15 protein-coding genes are annotated in these 16339 nt (G+C 60.6%); 7 read left to right on the top strand and 8 right to left on the bottom strand.

Going from position 1 to position 16339, the window contains the following annotated elements; all coding sequences use genetic code 11:
• Positions 1-30 precede the first annotated feature (30 nt).
• The 5 genes from ACJ8PN_RS08850 to ACJ8PN_RS08870 all read left to right on the top strand — a co-directional run bounded on the left by ACJ8PN_RS08850 (position 31) and on the right by ACJ8PN_RS08870 (position 5788).
• Positions 31-1326 (top strand): HlyD family secretion protein, encoded by a 1296-nt coding sequence (locus tag ACJ8PN_RS08850; protein ID WP_075686604.1) that lies wholly within the window; start codon positions 31-33, stop codon positions 1324-1326.
• The gene (locus ACJ8PN_RS08855; RefSeq protein WP_021505808.1) at positions 1313-3448 is read left to right on the top strand and encodes a peptidase domain-containing ABC transporter; all 2136 of its coding nucleotides are present in this window, start codon (positions 1313-1315) and stop codon (positions 3446-3448) included. Before ACJ8PN_RS08850 ends, ACJ8PN_RS08855 begins: the two co-directional genes overlap by 14 nt.
• Before the next feature lie 116 nt (positions 3449-3564).
• Positions 3565-3765 carry a hypothetical protein gene (locus ACJ8PN_RS08860; protein ID WP_015378375.1) on the top strand — a complete coding sequence of 67 codons (201 nt, stop codon included), beginning with the start codon at positions 3565-3567 and terminating at the stop codon, positions 3763-3765.
• 76 nt (positions 3766-3841) lie between these two features.
• A complete protein-coding gene (gspS, locus tag ACJ8PN_RS08865) occupies positions 3842-4240 on the top strand; it encodes a type II secretion system pilot lipoprotein GspS (RefSeq protein WP_049188282.1) in 399 nt (132 codons plus the stop codon).
• Positions 4241-4354: 114 nt separating this feature from the next.
• Positions 4355-5788 carry an EmmdR/YeeO family multidrug/toxin efflux MATE transporter gene (locus ACJ8PN_RS08870; protein WP_004935263.1) on the top strand — a complete coding sequence of 478 codons (1434 nt, stop codon included), beginning with the start codon at positions 4355-4357 and terminating at the stop codon, positions 5786-5788.
• A 30-nt stretch (positions 5789-5818) separates the two neighbouring features.
• Here the strand turns inward: ACJ8PN_RS08870 and ACJ8PN_RS08875 are convergent, their stop codons facing one another.
• The 4 genes from ACJ8PN_RS08875 to pqqU all read right to left on the bottom strand — a co-directional run bounded on the left by ACJ8PN_RS08875 (position 5819) and on the right by pqqU (position 11064).
• Entirely contained in the window at positions 5819-5998 is a 180-nt protein-coding gene (locus tag ACJ8PN_RS08875; protein WP_004935260.1) for a hypothetical protein, read from the bottom strand.
• Positions 5995-6180: a hypothetical protein gene (locus ACJ8PN_RS08880; protein ID WP_171454318.1), complete on the bottom strand. Its 186-nt coding sequence runs from the start codon at positions 6178-6180 to the stop codon at positions 5995-5997. Before ACJ8PN_RS08880 ends, ACJ8PN_RS08875 begins: the two co-directional genes overlap by 4 nt.
• Before the next feature lie 225 nt (positions 6181-6405).
• Complete coding sequence (locus ACJ8PN_RS08885; RefSeq protein WP_351106325.1) at positions 6406-8778, bottom strand: glucose/quinate/shikimate family membrane-bound PQQ-dependent dehydrogenase; 2373 nt, start codon at positions 8776-8778, stop codon at positions 6406-6408.
• 147 nt (positions 8779-8925) lie between these two features.
• The gene (gene pqqU, locus ACJ8PN_RS08890; RefSeq protein WP_180994483.1) at positions 8926-11064 is read right to left on the bottom strand and encodes a TonB-dependent receptor PqqU; all 2139 of its coding nucleotides are present in this window, start codon (positions 11062-11064) and stop codon (positions 8926-8928) included.
• 305 nt (positions 11065-11369) lie between these two features.
• Between pqqU and ACJ8PN_RS08895 the strand changes: the two genes are divergently transcribed.
• The gene (locus tag ACJ8PN_RS08895) at positions 11370-12359 is read left to right on the top strand and encodes an aldo/keto reductase (RefSeq protein ID WP_442534828.1); all 990 of its coding nucleotides are present in this window, start codon (positions 11370-11372) and stop codon (positions 12357-12359) included.
• Here the strand turns inward: ACJ8PN_RS08895 and ACJ8PN_RS08900 are convergent.
• On the bottom strand, positions 12356-13249 hold the full coding sequence (locus tag ACJ8PN_RS08900; protein WP_346594206.1) for a LysR family transcriptional regulator: 894 nt from the start codon (positions 13247-13249) through the stop codon (positions 12356-12358). The genes ACJ8PN_RS08895 and ACJ8PN_RS08900 overlap by 4 nt on opposite strands.
• 173 nt (positions 13250-13422) lie before the next feature.
• Between ACJ8PN_RS08900 and ACJ8PN_RS08905 the strand changes: the two genes are divergently transcribed.
• On the top strand, positions 13423-13818 hold the full coding sequence (locus ACJ8PN_RS08905; RefSeq protein ID WP_442534829.1) for a (R)-mandelonitrile lyase: 396 nt from the start codon (positions 13423-13425) through the stop codon (positions 13816-13818).
• 6 nt (positions 13819-13824) lie between these two features.
• On the opposite strand, the gene ACJ8PN_RS08910 is transcribed toward ACJ8PN_RS08905, so the two are convergent.
• From ACJ8PN_RS08910 to gabD, 3 genes are all read right to left on the bottom strand, one after another.
• Positions 13825-14193 carry a glyoxalase/bleomycin resistance/extradiol dioxygenase family protein gene (locus ACJ8PN_RS08910; protein WP_025159860.1) on the bottom strand — a complete coding sequence of 123 codons (369 nt, stop codon included), beginning with the start codon at positions 14191-14193 and terminating at the stop codon, positions 13825-13827.
• Positions 14194-14215: 22 nt separating this feature from the next.
• Positions 14216-14629 carry a GyrI-like domain-containing protein gene (locus ACJ8PN_RS08915; protein ID WP_171454312.1) on the bottom strand — a complete coding sequence of 138 codons (414 nt, stop codon included), beginning with the start codon at positions 14627-14629 and terminating at the stop codon, positions 14216-14218.
• Between the two features lie 101 nt (positions 14630-14730).
• Positions 14731-16206: an NADP-dependent succinate-semialdehyde dehydrogenase gene (gene gabD, locus ACJ8PN_RS08920; RefSeq protein WP_015378365.1), complete on the bottom strand. Its 1476-nt coding sequence runs from the start codon at positions 16204-16206 to the stop codon at positions 14731-14733.
• Positions 16207-16339 lie beyond the last annotated feature (133 nt).

The raw sequence follows: 16339 nt of genomic DNA on the forward strand, positions 1-16339 counted from the left end.
CTCCCGGTCAGGCAAGCGCAGGTTCTTCCTATGAGTGATAATAAGAGCAGGAATATTTTCCGCCAGGAGGCGGTCAATTATCAACGTCAAAGATGGACCGGCAGGGCGCTGTTAATTTCCGGCGCGTCGAGCCATGTGATTGCCGCCACCTGTTTCACTTTTATTCTGATCCTGGCGGGCGCACTCTATTTTTGCGAGTACACGCGCCGGGTCGATGTTGAAGGCGAGGTGATCAGCATCCCGCATTCCACCAATGTGTTTTCCTCCCAATACGGTTACGTGAGCCAGGCATTCCATAAAGCCGGTGACATCGTGGAAAAGGACGAGCCGCTGTATGTGATTGATGTCTCGAGAAGCACCACGTCCGGCAATGTCAGCCATATCGCGGCCAGCGAAATAAGCAAACAGATTAGCAATCTGGATTCGATAATCAGCAAGCTGAATAAAAATAAAACCGCCATGCTGGATAATTTGCGCAAACAGATCAATAGCTATGAAAACGCCTATAAAGAAACCGAGAAACTGAACCTCAGCGCCAAAGAGGGGATGGATAAAATGCGCGATAGCCTGAAAAATTACGAACACTATTTGACGAAAGGCCTGATCACCAAAGATCAGTTAAATTATCAGCGTTCGCTCTTTCAACAACAGCAAAGCTCGTATCAGGCGCTCTACAGCCAAAAGATCCAGCAAAATATTCAGCTGTCGCAGTTGCGCAGCGATTTGCTGATTCGCGCCGCCGATTACGACAATCAGATATCGCAAAGCGAATCGCAACGCAGTGATTTACAACGCCAGCTGGCGGAGTCCAATGCCGGCGGCCAGGTCATTATCAAAGCGCCGCTCAAGGGGAAAATCGAGTCGCTGAGCGTGACCGCCGGGCAGGTGGTCGAGAGCGGCAGCAGTCTGGCGCAAATCAAGCCGATTGATAACATCAAATATTATCTGGTTTTATGGCTGCCGAATAACAGTTTGCCCTACGTGAAAATCGGCGATGGCATCAACATTCGCTATGAAGCCTTCCCGTCGGATAAATTCGGTCAGTTTCCGGGAAAAATAGAATCCATCTCGTCGGTCCCCGCCTCCCCGCAGGAAATGTCAGAATACAGCAGCGGAAATAAAAGGGAAAGGAACGCCTACTACAAAGTGCTGGCGTCCATCAGCGACACACAATTCAGCGATAAAGGCAAATATCTCGAAATCAGCAGCGGGCTGCAGGCCAGGGTCATCGTCTTCCTGGATAAGAAACCGCTTTATCAGTGGGCGGTCGCGCCTTTGTATGACATAAAAAACAGCGTCGTGGGGCGAGTCGATGAAGGACAATAATCTCTTTGAACGGATCAACGAGAAGTTAACCTTCTCACTGCGCAAGCGGGTGCCGAGCATCTTGCAGTCGGAGTCATCGGAATGCGGCCTGGCGTGCCTCGCCATGATCGCCTCCTATTACGGGTTTAATGTGGATATGCTGAGCCTGCGGCAGCGATTCGGCATTTCCACCCAGGGCGCGACCCTGGGGACGATCTCTCAAATCGCGTCGCAAATCCAGCTGAAGACGCGCGCCTTGTCCCTGGACATCGACGAAATCAATCAGCTGAAAACGCCCTGCATACTGCACTGGAATATGAATCACTTCGTGGTGTTGGTTAAGGTGCAGCGCGCCGGTTTTGTCATTCACGATCCGGCCTTCGGGCGCCGAGTGATCGGGCTGCAGGAGATGTCGAATCATTTTACCGGCATCGCGTTGGAGCTGTGGCCCGACAGGGCCTTTCAAAAAGAGACCCTCAAGACCCGTTTGCGCCTGTTGGATTTGATGAAAAACATCGAGGGCCTGCCGGGGACGCTGCTCAAGATCTTTGCGTTATCGATAGTCATCGAGTCGGTCAACCTGCTGCTGCCGGTGGGAACCCAACTGGTGACCGACCATGTCATTCAGGCGCATGACTACAGCCTGCTGACGGTCATCTGTTTGGGGCTGATCTTCTTCACCTTGTTCCGCGCGGTGGTCAGCATCGCCAGGGCCTGGATCTCCATCGTGCTCGGGACGCTGACCGATATTCAGTGGAAGACGACGCTGTTTGAACACCTGATGAAGCTGCCGCTGGATTTTTTCGAAAAACGGCACCTGGGGGACATTCAATCGCGCTTTTCCTCGCTGGATGCGATCAGAACCACCTTTACCAATAATATCGTCAGCGGGATCATCGACGGCATCATGACGGTCGGGCTGTTCGCGATGATGATGGTCTACGGCGGCTGGCTGGTCTGGGTCGTGGCGGGCTTCACTCTGATCTACATCCTCATCAGGATGATGACTTACAGAACCTACCGTCAATTCTCGGAGGAGCAGATCGTCAAGGCGGCCAAGGCCAACTCGCATTTCATGGAGACGCTGTACGGCATCTCGACCGTCAAGGCGCTGGGCATCAAGGAAACGCGCTCCAGCTATTGGCTCAATCTGAACGTCGACGCCGCCAATACCAATATCAAAATCACCCGATTCAATATGATGTTCGGCGGGATCAATACCTTTATCACGACGCTCGATCAGGTGGCGATCCTTTGGCTTGGCGCCATGATGGTCATCGACAATTCCATGACGCTCGGCATGTTCATGGCGTTCAATGCCTATCGCGGTCAATTCTCTCAGCGGGCCTCGAGCCTGATCGATCTGGCGATCGGCTTGCGCATGCTGTCGCTGCACAATGAGAGGATATCCGACATCGTCTTTACCGATGCGGAGACGGAGTCCGCGCCGCGACAGGTTTTCCCCTCGGGCACGGGGATTGCCATTGAGGTAAAAAATCTTACGTATCAATATGACGCGCTGTCGCGGCCGATCTTCAAAGACCTGAACATGCGCATTGCGGCCGGCGAAAGCGTGGCCGTCGTGGGCGCCTCCGGCGCGGGCAAGACCACCTTGCTGAAGGTGATGTGCGGTTTGCTCAGCCCCACTTCCGGCCAGGTTTTGGCCGACGCGATGGATATCCATAAAGTCGGGGTGAATAACTACCGTAACGCGATCGCCTGCGTGCTGCAGGACGACCGGCTGTTCTCCGGGTCCATTGCGGAAAACATCAGCGGGTTTGAGGTCAATGCCAATAAAGAGCTGATCATGGCCTGCGCGATACACAGTAATATCCACGATGAAATCATGCAGATGCCGATGGGCTACGAAACCCTGATCGGCGAGTTGGGCAACGGCATCTCCGGCGGGCAAAAGCAACGTTTGTTTATCGCGCGCGCCCTCTATCGCCGCCCGAGCGTGCTGTTTATGGATGAAGCGACCAGCCATCTGGACGTTGAGAATGAGTCGGCGATCAACCGGGCGATATCTTCGCTGAATATTACGCGCGTGATCGTCGCCCACAGAAAGTCGACCATCGACTCGGCCGACAGGGTGGTGGTGCTGGGGGCCGGGAGCGGTGCGCCGGCAGGCGGCGGTGAATGAAGGGCGCTTGCCGGCGCCGGGGGCGAAGCCGGCAACGCAGGCTGTCCCCGCGACCTAAATCGCGGTAAAATGCAGCAGTTGACCCTATCGCATTCCATCAGGCCGTCGAACCCGCTATGAAAACGCGCAAACCGCGCCGCCCGCCCGGGCGGTGGATCTATTACATCCTGCATGAAGACATGCTGTGGCCTTGCCCGGTCAAATGGGAATGGGAGAGCGGCTATAACGCCTGGTTGCCGTTTTACTATTCCCCCACGCTGGAATTCGTCGCCGGCAACCCCGCCCGCGCCACCAAGGTCAGCAGCGGCCGGCGCTAAGCGTGCTGCCCGCCTTGCCGCCCGGCATCCGCTCACCTAAGATCATTGCATCACCCACAGGTTTCCGGGAGCGTCCATGTCTACTCTGTTTCGCACGTCTCTTTGCGGCGTAGCGGCGTTGTTGCTGCTTGCGGGTTGTCAGCAGACGGCGCATCAACCGGCGCCGCCGCTGCAGGCGCAATTGGATCACATCGCTTTGATGTTGGCCGGCGGGCATTTCCTGCGCGTGGACTGCGGGCGCAGCGATGTGCCGGACGACGTGAAATTGCAACGCACCGCGATGCGTGCAGCGCAGCACCGCGGCTGGGATACGCAGGCGGCAGGGTATCGGCAGTTGCCGGCGCTCACCCAGGCGCGTTACCTGACTCTGCAACAGGATAGTCAACTGCTGACGGACAAATGCGCCACGCTCAGCCGCAGCACCGCGCGCTTTATCGCGGCGGCGCAGGCCGATCAGGAAGACTACATGGAGTAGCGCTACGGTGTGCCTGTCGGGCGCTCGCCACGGGCGCCCAAAAATTCTTTGCAGGATAACGATTTATCGCTCATCATTTGAAATGATGTTTCACTTTTATCCATCGAGCCCACCTTGAACCTGTATGCCGCACTGCGTCAGCGCGTGGAAAATACGCCCTGGTACGCCAAACGGAAAAGCTACCGCGTGCTGTTCTGGCGCGAAATCACGCCGCTGGCGGTGCCGATTTTTCTGGAGAACGCCTGCGTTCTGTTGATGGGGGTGCTGAGTACCTTTCTGGTGAGTTGGCTTGGCAAAGAGGCGATGGCCGGGGTGGGGCTGGCGGACAGCTTCAACATGGTGATCATCGCCTTTTTTGCCGCGGTGGATCTCGGCACCACCGTGGTGGTGGCCTTCAGCCTCGGCAAGCGCGATCGCCGGCGGGCGCGGGCGGCGGCGCGTCAGTCGCTGGTGCTGATGACCGGCGTGGCGCTGCTGTTGGCGGCGGGCATTCACCTGGCGGGCGAACCGATCATTGATGTGATCGCCGGCGCGGCCTCGCCGGAGGTGAAAGCGCTGGCGCTCTCTTACCTGCAAACCACCGTGTGGAGCTACCCGGCGGCGGCGATTGCGCTGATCGGCAGCGGCGCTCTGCGCGGCGCGGGCAACACCAAGATCCCGCTGCTTATCAATGGCGGCATGAATATCCTCAATATCATCATCAGCAGCATCCTGATTTACGGCATGCTGGGCTGGCACGGGCTGGGGTTCGTCGGCGCCGGGCTGGGGCTGACGATTTCCCGCTATATCGGCGCCATCGCCATCCTCTATGTGCTGGCGATCGGTTTTAATCCGGCGCTGCACATCACGCTGAAAAGCTATTTCACGCCGCTGAAGATGAGCATCCTGTGGGAAGTGCTGGGGATCGGCATTCCCGCCAGCGTCGAGTCGGTACTGTTTAACGGCGGCAAGCTGTTGACGCAGATGTTTGTCGCCGGCATGGGCACCAACGTGATCGCCGGTAACTTCATCGCCTTCTCCATCGCTTCGTTGATCAATTTGCCGGGCAACGCGCTGGGCTCGGCTTCGACCATCATCGTCGGCCGGCGGCTCGGCAAAGGCGAGATCGGTCAGGCGGAACGGCAGCTGCGCCATATTTTCTGGCTGTCTACCCTCGGGTTGACCGCTATCGCCTGGGGCACCGCGCCGCTGGCCGGGGTGTTCGCCGCGTTTTATACCTCGCAGGATGACGTGAAAACGGTGGTGAAAACCCTGATTTGGCTCAACGCCGCCTTTATGCCGATCTGGGCCGCTTCCTGGGTGTTGCCCGCCGGGCTGAAAGGCGCGCGCGACGCCCGCTTCGCCATGTGGGTGACGATGCTTGGCATGTGGGGCTGCCGCGTGGTGGCGGGCTACGCGCTGGGTATCGAACTGGGCATGGGCGTGGTGGGTGTCTGGTTGGGGATGTTCCTCGATTGGGCGGTGCGCGGCGCCTTGTTCTACTGGCGCATGGTCAGCGGGCGCTGGCTGTGGAAATATCCGCGGGCCAAACGCCGGGAGGCCGGGTAACGCCGGCCGCGGGGCACCGGCGAGATGGCCTCAGTATAAAAGCGTCATCGCGCTGAAGAACAGCAACGTCAACGCGATGATGATGACGTTTTGCGTGGCTTTGCGCACCAGCTTGCTGGCGCTCAGGCGGCTGTCGATGACGTAGAGCAGCGGCACCATCAGCAGCACATAGGCGAACATCAACATGGCGGTAAAGGGCTGCAGATTCATTCATGTTCCTCCTGTGCGTCATCATGGCCGACCAGATGCACCAGCACCGCCTTCGGCTGATGCGGCAAACCAATAAAGGGCGGGGTGGCTGGGGAGTCCGCCGTGAACGGCAGACCGGCACGCCGCGTCTTCACCGCCGCTTGCAGGATCTTCTTTCGATGCTTCCGAGTATGGTCGACCATGCGCCTCCGAATAGGGCCGCCCGAAGGCGGCCGATCGTTGTATTGCCCATTAAGCTGGAGAGGATCGCAGCCGCTGCCGGGGCCGCAGAGGTATAATATTGCGAATGATAACCATTATCAATAATGCGAGTGAAAAAATTAAGGGTATTGCGAGGGGACAGCCGGCGGGCGGGAAAAGAAAAAGCACGCCTTGCGGCGTGCTTTGTGGGGTACTAACGGCGGTGGTTACTTCTGATCGGGCAGAGCGTAAGCGACCACGTAGTCGCCCAGCTTGGTGCCGAAGGAGCCGTGGCCGCCGGCGTAGATCAGCACGTACTGCTTGCCGTTGACCTCATAGGTCATCGGCGTCGCCTGGCCACCGGCCGGCAAGCGCGCTTCCCACAGTTTTTCACCGTTGGTCACGCTGAAGGCGCGCAGGTAGTTGTCTGCGGTGGCGCCGATGAAGAACACGTTACCGGCGGTGGTCACCGGGCCGCCCAGCATCGGCATGCCCATTTTGAACGGCAGCGGCAGCGGTGAGCTGTCGCGCACGGTGCCGATGCGTTTTTTCCACACGATGTCGTTGGTTTTCAGATCCACGGCGGAAATGTAACCCCAGGCCGGCTGTTTGCACGGCAGGCCGAACGGCGACAGGAACGGGTTCAGGGTGACGCCGAACGGCACGCCATACTGCGGCTGTACGCCGGATTCGGTGCCGCTGCCGCCTTTGTCGCCTTCCGGCGGCTCAATCGGGTTGCCCGGGCCGCGCGGGATCAGTTTGGAGACGAACGGCAGCGCGATCGGGTTGGCGATGGCGATTTCGCGATCGGTATCGACGGCCAGGCCGCCCCATTCGAACATGCCCAGGTTACCCGGGAACACCAGCGTGCCCTGCTCGGAAGGCGGGGTGAAGGTGCCTTCATAACGCAGGCTGTGGAACATTACGCGGCAGACCAGCTGATCATAGATGGTCGCGCCCCACATGTCGGCGCCGGTCAGTTTCTTCTCAGGACGGAAGGTCAACTCGGAGAACGGCTGGGTCGGCGACAGGCGATCGCCTTTGGCCGGGCCCTGCGGTACCGGTTTCTCCGGCGCCGGCACCACCAGTTCGCCGTTGGTGCGGTTCAGCACGAAGATGTTGCCGGTTTTGGTCGGCACATAGATCACCGGCACTTTTTTACCGCTCTTATCGGTAATGTCCGCCAGGGTCGGCTGCGCCGGCACGTCCATATCCCACAGGTCATGGTGGACCGTCTGATAGAACCAGGCCAGTTTGCCGGTGGAGGCGTTCAGCGCCAGCAGGCCGCTGGCGTAGCGTTCCATTTCCGGAGTGCGATCGCCGCCCCAGATGTCCGGAGTGGAAACGCCCATCGGCAGGTAAACGATATCCAGCTTGGCGTCATAGGCGGCAGGCGCCCAGGAGTTCGGCGAGTTCGGCACGAAGTGGTGCTCGTCCGCCGGGATGGCGTTCGGATCCTTCGCGCCCGGATCGAAGGCCCACAGCAGCTTGCCGCTGTTGACGTCGAAGCCGCGGATCACGCCGGAAGGCTCGCGGTTGGAGTAGTTGTCGGTCACGGCGCCGGCGATGACGATCACTTTATCGGTGATCACCGGCGGCGAGGTCGGTTCGTAGTGGCCCGGCGTCGCATACGGCATATTGCTCTGCAGGTTCAGCTCACCGTTGTTTGCGAAGTCCGGGCAGGGTTTGCCGGTTTCGGCGTCCAGCGCAAACAGGCGGCCGTCGTTGACCGGCAGAATGATGCGGCGTGCGCACATTGCCGGTGCGGCATCGCCGGTGGCGCCTGCGGCTGCGGCGGTTTCGTGGTAAGACACGCCACGGCAGGTGATGTGCTGGAAGGTTGGGTTGTATTTCAGCTGCGGATCAAACTTCCACTTTTCTTTACCGGTGGCGGCATCCAGCGCAAACAGCTTCTGGTGCGGCGTACACATGTAAAGGGTATCGCGGATTTTGATCGGCGTGACTTCGTTGGTGATCTCACCCGGATCGTTGGCGGTCTTCAGATCGCCGGTCTGGAAACGCCAGGCTTCTTGCAGCTGGCCAACGTTTTTGTCGTTGATCTGGCTCAGCGGCGAGTAACGGGTGCCTTCCTGGGTGCGGCCATAGGCCGGCCAGTCGGCGCCGGTGGCGTCTTTCGGCTGTACCTGCGCGGCGTCGAGCGTGCCGTTGATCTCTTGCGGATCGTTGAACACGGCATAGGCCAACGCGATGACGGTGATCGCCAGCGCCGCGCTCAGCGCGCCGTAGGCGAATTTGCCGTTGGCCACCAGCTTGCGGTAGATAAACGGCAGCACCAGCCACAGGCCGAAGAAGAAGGTGACGTCCAGGCGCGGTGTCAGCGCCCAGAAGTCCGGGCCCACTTCCCACAGGGCCCAAATGGTGGTGCCCAGCAGGAATACCGCGTACAGCAGCAGCGCGGTGGCGCGGCGGCGGAACAGCAGCCAGGAGGTCGCCAGCAGCACCAACCCGGCGATGATGTAATACAGCGAACCGCCCAACTTGGCCAGCCAGATGCCGCCGCCGAGCAGATAAAGCCCGCTCAGCGCGGCAAACAGCGCCGTTATGACGATAAGCGGCGATAGTGACGCTTTATTTTGCATAGCAATACCCTTACCAAAAATGAAAGTCCCCGATTTAGAGATTAAGCCAAATCGGAAAAAACACGCGGTTTCTCCCTACTATTTCAGCGAGAAGCCGCTAGGGTGACGTAAAACCCATCCCGTTTTTTAACCTTAAGGTGCTTTGCCTTATTCAAAGCGATAAGACAAGGTGGCGCCGCCACCCCAGTTGCGCCCCGGCGCCGGCTCGAAGTAGCGGCCGTTGCCTTCGTTGACGATCACCGAACCGACGTATCGGCGATCGAAAACATTGTCCACCCGGCTGAACACGTCCAGCGCCCAGCGGTTCCAGGTAAAGCGATAACCGGCGTTTACGCCGGCCACGGTGTAAGCGGGAGCCTGCGCGCTGTTGGCGTCATTGGCCTGAATGTCGCTCATGTAGCGCAGCTCCGCGCCGGCGTGCCAGCCTTCCGGCGGGGCATAGGCCAGCGAGGCGTAGCCCATGTTGCGGGCGATGCCCGGCAGGCGATTGCCGGCGGGGGTACAAACGGCTTTGCCGCACATATCGCTGCGGTAGGTGGCGTCCAGCAGCGTCCAGGCCATATGCAGGCGCCAGTCCAGCGCAAACTCTTGATCCAGCGCCAGCTCAAGGCCGCGCCGCCGGGTTTTGCCGGCGTTGGCGTAGCTGGTGCGCCCACCGCTGCTTTCCGCCACCACCAGCTCGTTGTCGGTATCGGTCTGGAACAGGGCGGCGCTCACCAGGCCGTTGCCGAGGCGCAGTTTGCTGCCCAGTTCGACGGTGTCGCTGGTGGACGGCTGCAGGCCGATGTTCAGGCCGGCCTGGCCGTCGGGGCGGTAGGAGAGTTCGTTGATGGTCGGAGTTTCAAAGCCGCGGCCGGCGGAGAGATAAACGTTCCACGCCGGATTGATTTTATAGTTGAGCGAACCCATCGGCAGCCACTGGTGGTAGCGTTTGCTGCCGCTGTCGTCGCCGTTGCGCGGCGTGATGTAGTAGTCGGTCGAGTCGAAGCTGACCGTGCTGTAGCGCAGGCCGGCGTCCAGCGTCCAGTGCGGCGTCAGTTGCCAGGAGGTTTGCAGGTAAGGATCCAGGTTCCAGATGCGGTTTTTCTCGTTGCGCCGCTGGTCGCCTTTCTCGCCGTAGTCCACTGTGCCGTCTCGCAGAATAAAGTTTTCAAACCCCTGCCGGCGTTCGGTCATGGTTTCATAATCCAGACCGCCGATCAGTGTTACCGGTAACGAGGCGAGAGTATCCTCATGCTTCCAGCGAGTGTCAATGCCCTGATATTTTCTTTCCAGCACGATCACCCCGCCGGCGTGGGTAGGGTTGAGCTGCGGCCCGCGTGGAATGGATTGGTACTGCGTGGTGTGGCGCTCGCCGTGGTAGGCGGTCAGCGTCAGTTCGTCGCGCTCGCTCATCTGGCGCTGATAGCGCAGGCCGGCCTGGGTCTGATCGAGCGACTTGCGGGTGTTGTATTGATCCGCGCGCGGCGCCTGGCGCGGGTTTTCCTTCCATTCCGCTTCGGTCAGGCCGCCCGGATCGCCGGCGTCAATCGAGACGCTGTTGAACATCAGCGTCAGGGTGCTGACGTCGTCCAGCCGCACGCCGAGCTTGCCGTTGCCGAGGTTTTTGCGCGCGGCGCTGTGATCGCGATAGCCCTGAGTGGTGAAGCGGGTTCCCGAGATAGCGTAGTTGACGTCGCCGGCCTGGGTGCCGTCGCCGGTGGCGCCGGTCGCTTTCACCCCGTAGCGCCAGGTGTTGTCGCTGCCGAAATAGCCGCCGGCCTCCAGCGTCGGCGGCTGGGTGCCGGTCTGGGTGTCAACGTTGATCACCCCGCCCGAGGCGTTGCCATACAGTGCGGAATAGGGGCCGCGCAGCACCTCGATGCGTTCGACGGAATTGATGTCGATATTGGAGGTTTGCCCCTGGCCGTCGGGCATGGTGGCGGGAATGCCGTCGACGTACATGCGCACCCCGCGCACGCCGAACATCGAGCGGCTGCCGAACCCGCGTATCGACAGCTGCAGATCCTGCGCATAGTTTTGCCGGTTTTGAAGCTGCAGGCCCGGCACGCTGCCGAGGTTTTCCGACAGGTTAATCTGCGGGGCGGCGTTGCGCAGGTCTTGCCCATCGATCACGCTGACGGACACCGGCGATCCCAGTTCGGTCAATCCGGTGGGTTGCGCCATCACCACCAGGGTGTCGCTTTTTTCTTCATTATTTTCTGCCGCCAGCGCCTGGCTGGCAAACATGGGTTGTAGCAATAGCATTGCAGCCGGGGTAAGCACGGCGCTTTTCTTATTGGTCATGGAATAAATCTGCCACTGGTATTGAAAGGGAATCGCAGGTCGATTCAGAGTTAGCCATCTGTTGCTCCATCTACATGACGCTAAACGAAAAGGGTAAGGCATCCTGACATCAGTATAGAGTATCTCGGGCAGGAACGTTCCCGCAAAAACGCTGGTCCCAGCAACGGTTAACGGATTCATGAGCCTGGTTCATAAGCTCAAGCGTATTTTGCCCCATAGTCATGGCGGCAGCCGCCTTTTACAGTCACCACACCGGAGCGGCGCCGCGTCAGGCGGAGCCGGTATCATTCAGTGGGAGAGTGAAGATGCAAACACGCAAGTTAGGGCGCGAAGGGCTGGAAGTCTCGGCGTTGGGTCTGGGCTGCATGGGGCTGAGTTTTGGCTACGGCCCGGCTACCGACAAACGGCAGGCGATCGATCTGATCCGCGCTGCGGTTGACGAGGGCGTGACGTTCTTCGATACCGCCGAGATTTACGGCCCGTTCACCAACGAGGAATTGTTGGGCGAAGCGCTGGCGCCGGTGCGCGATCGGGTCGTCATCGCCACCAAGTTCGGTTTCGATCTGCCGCAACCGGCGGGGCAACAGGTGTTGAACAGCCGTCCGGAGCATATTCGCCGGGCGGTGGAAGGTTCGCTGCAGCGCCTGCGGGTAGAGACGATCGATTTGCTGTATCAACACCGCGTCGATCCCGAAGTGCCTATCGAGGAGGTGGCCGGTACGGTGCAGCAACTGATGCGCGAAGGGAAAGTGAAGTACTTCGGCTTGTCGGAAGCCGGAGCGCAAACCATCCGGCGAGCCCATGCGGTGCAGCCGGTTACGGCGCTGCAAAGCGAATATTCGCTGTGGTGGCGCGAGCCGGAGCGTGAAATCTTGCCGACGCTGGCGGAATTGGGTATCGGTCTGGTGCCGTTCAGCCCGCTCGGCAAGGGCTTTCTCACCGGCGCCATCACCGAAGACACCGCCTTTGACAGCGGCGATTTTCGCAACCTGGTGCCGCGCTTCAGCGCCGAAGCGCGCCGGGCCAATCAGGCACTGGTGAGCGTGCTGGGGCAGATAGCGCAGCGCAAGGGCGTGACGTCGGCGCAGATCGCCTTGGCCTGGCTGTTGGCGCAACAGCCGTGGATCGTGCCAATCCCGGGAACCACCAAGCGTCATCGGCTGCAAGAGAACCTCGCGGCGGCGTCGGTGGTGTTGGCGGTGGACGAACTGGGCGAGATTGAAAGTGCGCTCTCCGCTATCGACGTGATCGGCGATCGTTACCCGGCGCATCTGCAGAAAAACGTCGGGCGTTAAGCCCCGCGCCGCAACGCCTCAATCAGCAGCGCAAAGGCGGTGGTGTGTTGCCTGCGGCTTGGATAATAGAGGTAATAACCGGGAAACGGCGGGCACCAGTCGTCCAGCGCCATCTGCAACCGCCCGTCGGCCAACGGCTCGGCGACGGTATCTTCCGGCACAAAGGCGATACCGAGGCCGAGCTGCGCAGCGTCGATCCGTTGGCGCAGGCTGTTGAAGGTCAGTTGCCCCTCCACCCGCACTTTGATCTCACGGCCATCGCGGGCAAATTCCCAGGCGTACAGCCCGCCGAGGGTGGGCAAACGCATGTTGATGCAACGGTGGTTTTGCAATGCCTGCGGCGTGGCGGGGAGGCCGTGACGGGCGAAATAGGCCGGGGAGGCGACGGCCACCATGCGCATGTCCGGCCCGATGCGCACCGCGATCATGTCCTTCGCCACCTGTTCCCCCAGCCGGATGCCGGCGTCGAAACGCCCGGCGACGATGTCGGCCAGACTATTGTCGACGGTGATTTCCACGTTGATGTCCGGGTAATCGATGAGGAAAGTGCGCAGCACCGGCCACAGCACCGCATCCACCGCATGTTCGCCGGCGGTAATGCGGATGTTGCCGGCCGGGCGATCGCGCATTTCACCCAGCGCGTTCAGCGCGTTTTCTATCTCCGCAAAGCGCGGACCGATACTGTTGAGCAGCCGCTCACCGGCCTCGGTAGGGGCGACACTGCGGGTGGTGCGCGTGAGCAAGCGCAGCGCCAGGCGCTCTTCCAGCCCGCGTATAGCGTGGCTGAGCGCCGATTGGGAAACGCCAAGCTGCGCCGCCGCTTTGGTGAAGCTGCGTTCTCTGGCCACCATCAGGAAAGCGATCAGGTCGTTAACGTTTTCTTTCAACATATCGGCACCGAAGAGCAAGGTTAGGGCGCGGCCGCGCGTAGATTAATGAATTCAGCTCATAGCTCCTTGCGCATTTTACCCGCTAGTCGGCGGAAAAGCATGGCGCTATCTTGGCATCACTCACTTATGACTATCAGCGCCGGTTGTGAGAGCCGGCGCGGAGGATAAAACAGATGAAAATACAACGCAGCGGTTCGATCCCATCACTGCGCGGTTCGGCGGATTATTTTACCGGGCAGGTGCGCATCGACGCGCCGTTCGCCGGCGAAGCGCCGGCCAGAGTGGGCGGCGCAACCGTCACCTTTGAGCCCGGCGCCCGCACGGCCTGGCATACGCATCCGCTCGGCCAGACGCTGATCGTCACTCAGGGGCGCGGTTGGATCCAGATGTGGGGCGAGGCCACGCAGGAAATGCACCCCGGCGATATCGTCTGGATCCCGGCTGGCGTCAAACACTGGCACGGTGCGACGCCGGACTCCGCCATGACTCATATCGCCATCGCCGAAGCGCTGGACGGCACTCCGGTGACCTGGCTGGAGCCGGTCAGCGAGGCGGAGTACCGGCAATAACGGCGCTCAGGACCTGCGGTTCTGTTCGCAGAACCGCAGGCGGTTCCCGAATGGATCGGTGAGGTTCAGTTCCTTGCCCCAATCGACAATCTCCAGGCCCGGCCGTGCATAGCGGTAGTTTTTGGCCGTGAGCTCCCGGTGCAGCGCATCGATGTCCTGCATCGGAATGAAAATGGCGGCGCCGGGCGTGCTGTCGCCGTAGTGTTCGCTCAGGTGCAGCGTCAGCCCGGCGCGGGCAATCTGCATGTACAGCGGCAGGTCTTCGCTGAAACGGTGCTCCCACTCCAGCGTGAAACCGAGAAAATCCAGGTAAAACTCTTTGGCCTTGTCGACCGAAAAGATACGCAGGATCGGAATGGCGGGCGAGAAGGCGATCATCGTTGACCTCATTGCCGCGTTAGCGGCAGCCGATGTGGATATCGACCGCGTCGGGGCCGGTATAGGCTTCGAAGTCGGTCAGGAAGCGGCGTTCGATCTCAGGGTGTTGTTCGAAGTAGGCCCAGATGCGCTGCCAGCCTTCGATGACCGCCGCCGGCATCGCGCCACGGGCGGAGAAGACCAGATAGCGGCCGGGTTGGATGTGCAAACCGCTCTGTGCCTCACTACCGGCGGTGACGTCAAACGGCCCGCTGGCGTCGGAAGCGTAATTGGAATAAACCCCGTATACCGGCAGGGTGGGAGAGGTAGCGAAAAAATCCGACCACAGCGCGGGAATCTTTGCCGTTTCGGCTTGGGTTTCGTTCTGGTTGGTGGTTCTGACCGTTTGGCCAGCGACGTAAAAGCCGGGCAGGTGCACCGAGGTAGGCTGCATAGGGGAAATTCCTTTTAACCGCTTGAAAGAGATGCCTAAAGGTAGCAAAGGCTTGCCGGAGCCGCCAGGTATGGCCCCCGCTGGTGCGGGGGCCGAACGCATCAGGCATCCACGCCGCCAAGGCACAGGTATTTGATTTCGAGATAGTCCTCGATGCCGTACTTCGATCCTTCGCGGCCCAAACCGGAGTGTTTCATGCCGCCGAACGGCGCCACCTCGGTGGAAATCAACCCTTCGTTGATGCCGACAATGCCGTACTCCAGCGCTTCGGCCACGCGCATCACTCGGCCGATGTCGCGGCTGTAGAAGTAAGCGGCCAGGCCGAACGGCGTGTCGTTGGCCAGTTCGACGGCGTCGGCCTCCTGGCTGAAGCGGATCAGGGGCGCCACCGGGCCGAACGTCTCCTCGCGGAAGATTTTCGCCGTGCGCGGCACATCGGTCAGGATAGTCGGGGTGAAGAAATTGCCGCCCAGCGCGTCAGGCTTGCCCCCCAGCAGCACCGAGGCGCCGTGCTCGACGGCGTCGGCGATATGCTCGCGCACTTTTTCCACCGCGTCCGGGTTAATCAACGGGCCGATGGTGACGCCGTCATCCAGGCCGTTGCCGACTTTCAGCTTGGCGACGGCGGCTTTCAGTTTGGCGGCGAAAGCATCGTATACGCCGTCCTGCACCAGAAAACGGTTGGTGCAGACGCAGGTCTGGCCGGCGTTGCGGTATTTCGAGGCGACCGCGCCGGCCACGGCGGCGTCCAGATCGGCGTCGTCAAACACGATAAACGGCGCGTTGCCGCCCAGCTCCATGCTGGTTTTCTTGATGGTGGGCGCACACTGGGCCAGCAGCTGCGCACCGACTTCGGTGCTGCCGGTGAAGGAGAGTTTGCGCACGTCCGGGTTGGCGGTGAGTTCGCCGCCGATGCCTTTGCTGGGGCCTGTTATCACGTTGCATACCCCGGCGGGCAGCCCGGCGCGCTCCGCCAGCACGGCGATCGCCAGCGCCGAGAACGGGGTCTGGCTGGCGGGGCGGATCACCCCGGTGCAGCCTGCGGCCCAGCCGGGGCCGGCTTTGCGGGTGATCATCGCCGCCGGGAAGTTCCACGGGGTGATGGCGGCGAACACGCCGATCGGCTCTTTTTGCACGATGATGCGGCGACCGGCCTGGGGCTGTGGAATGGTGTCGCCATACACCCGTTTGCCTTCCTCGGCGAACCATTCGATAAAGGAGGCGGCATAGGCGATTTCACCGCGGCTTTCGGCCAGCGGTTTGCCCTGTTCCGCCGTCATGATGCGCGCCAGATCTTCCTGATTTTCCATCATCAATTCAAACAGCCGGCGCAGCTTGCCGGCGCGCTCTTTGGCGGTTAACGCGCGCCAGGCGGGCAGCGCTTTTTTGGCGGCGGCGATGGCGCGTGCGGTCTCTTCGGCGCCGAAGGCCGGTACGTGGCCGATCCGTTCGCCGTTGGCGGGATTATGAATGGCGATCGAACGGCCTTCCTGGGCCGGCAACCATTGCCCGTCGATGTAGTTGGCCTCGCGGAACAGCGTGGGATCCTTGAGGGTAGCGCAGATACTGGTGCTCATGAGTCTCTTCCTTTGCTGAGTTCAACAGAGTGGTCTATCCCATACGGCTCCCTTTACCCTAGCAAATTTTGCCGCTGCCGTTTGCCCACGCGGCAACAAGATGGTGGTTTTCTTTATGCGCACCTTCTGTACA

Origin of the sequence: Serratia sp. CY76391 (assembly GCF_052166695.1) — a bacterium.
Classification (GTDB): Bacteria; Pseudomonadota; Gammaproteobacteria; order Enterobacterales; family Enterobacteriaceae; genus Serratia; species Serratia nematodiphila.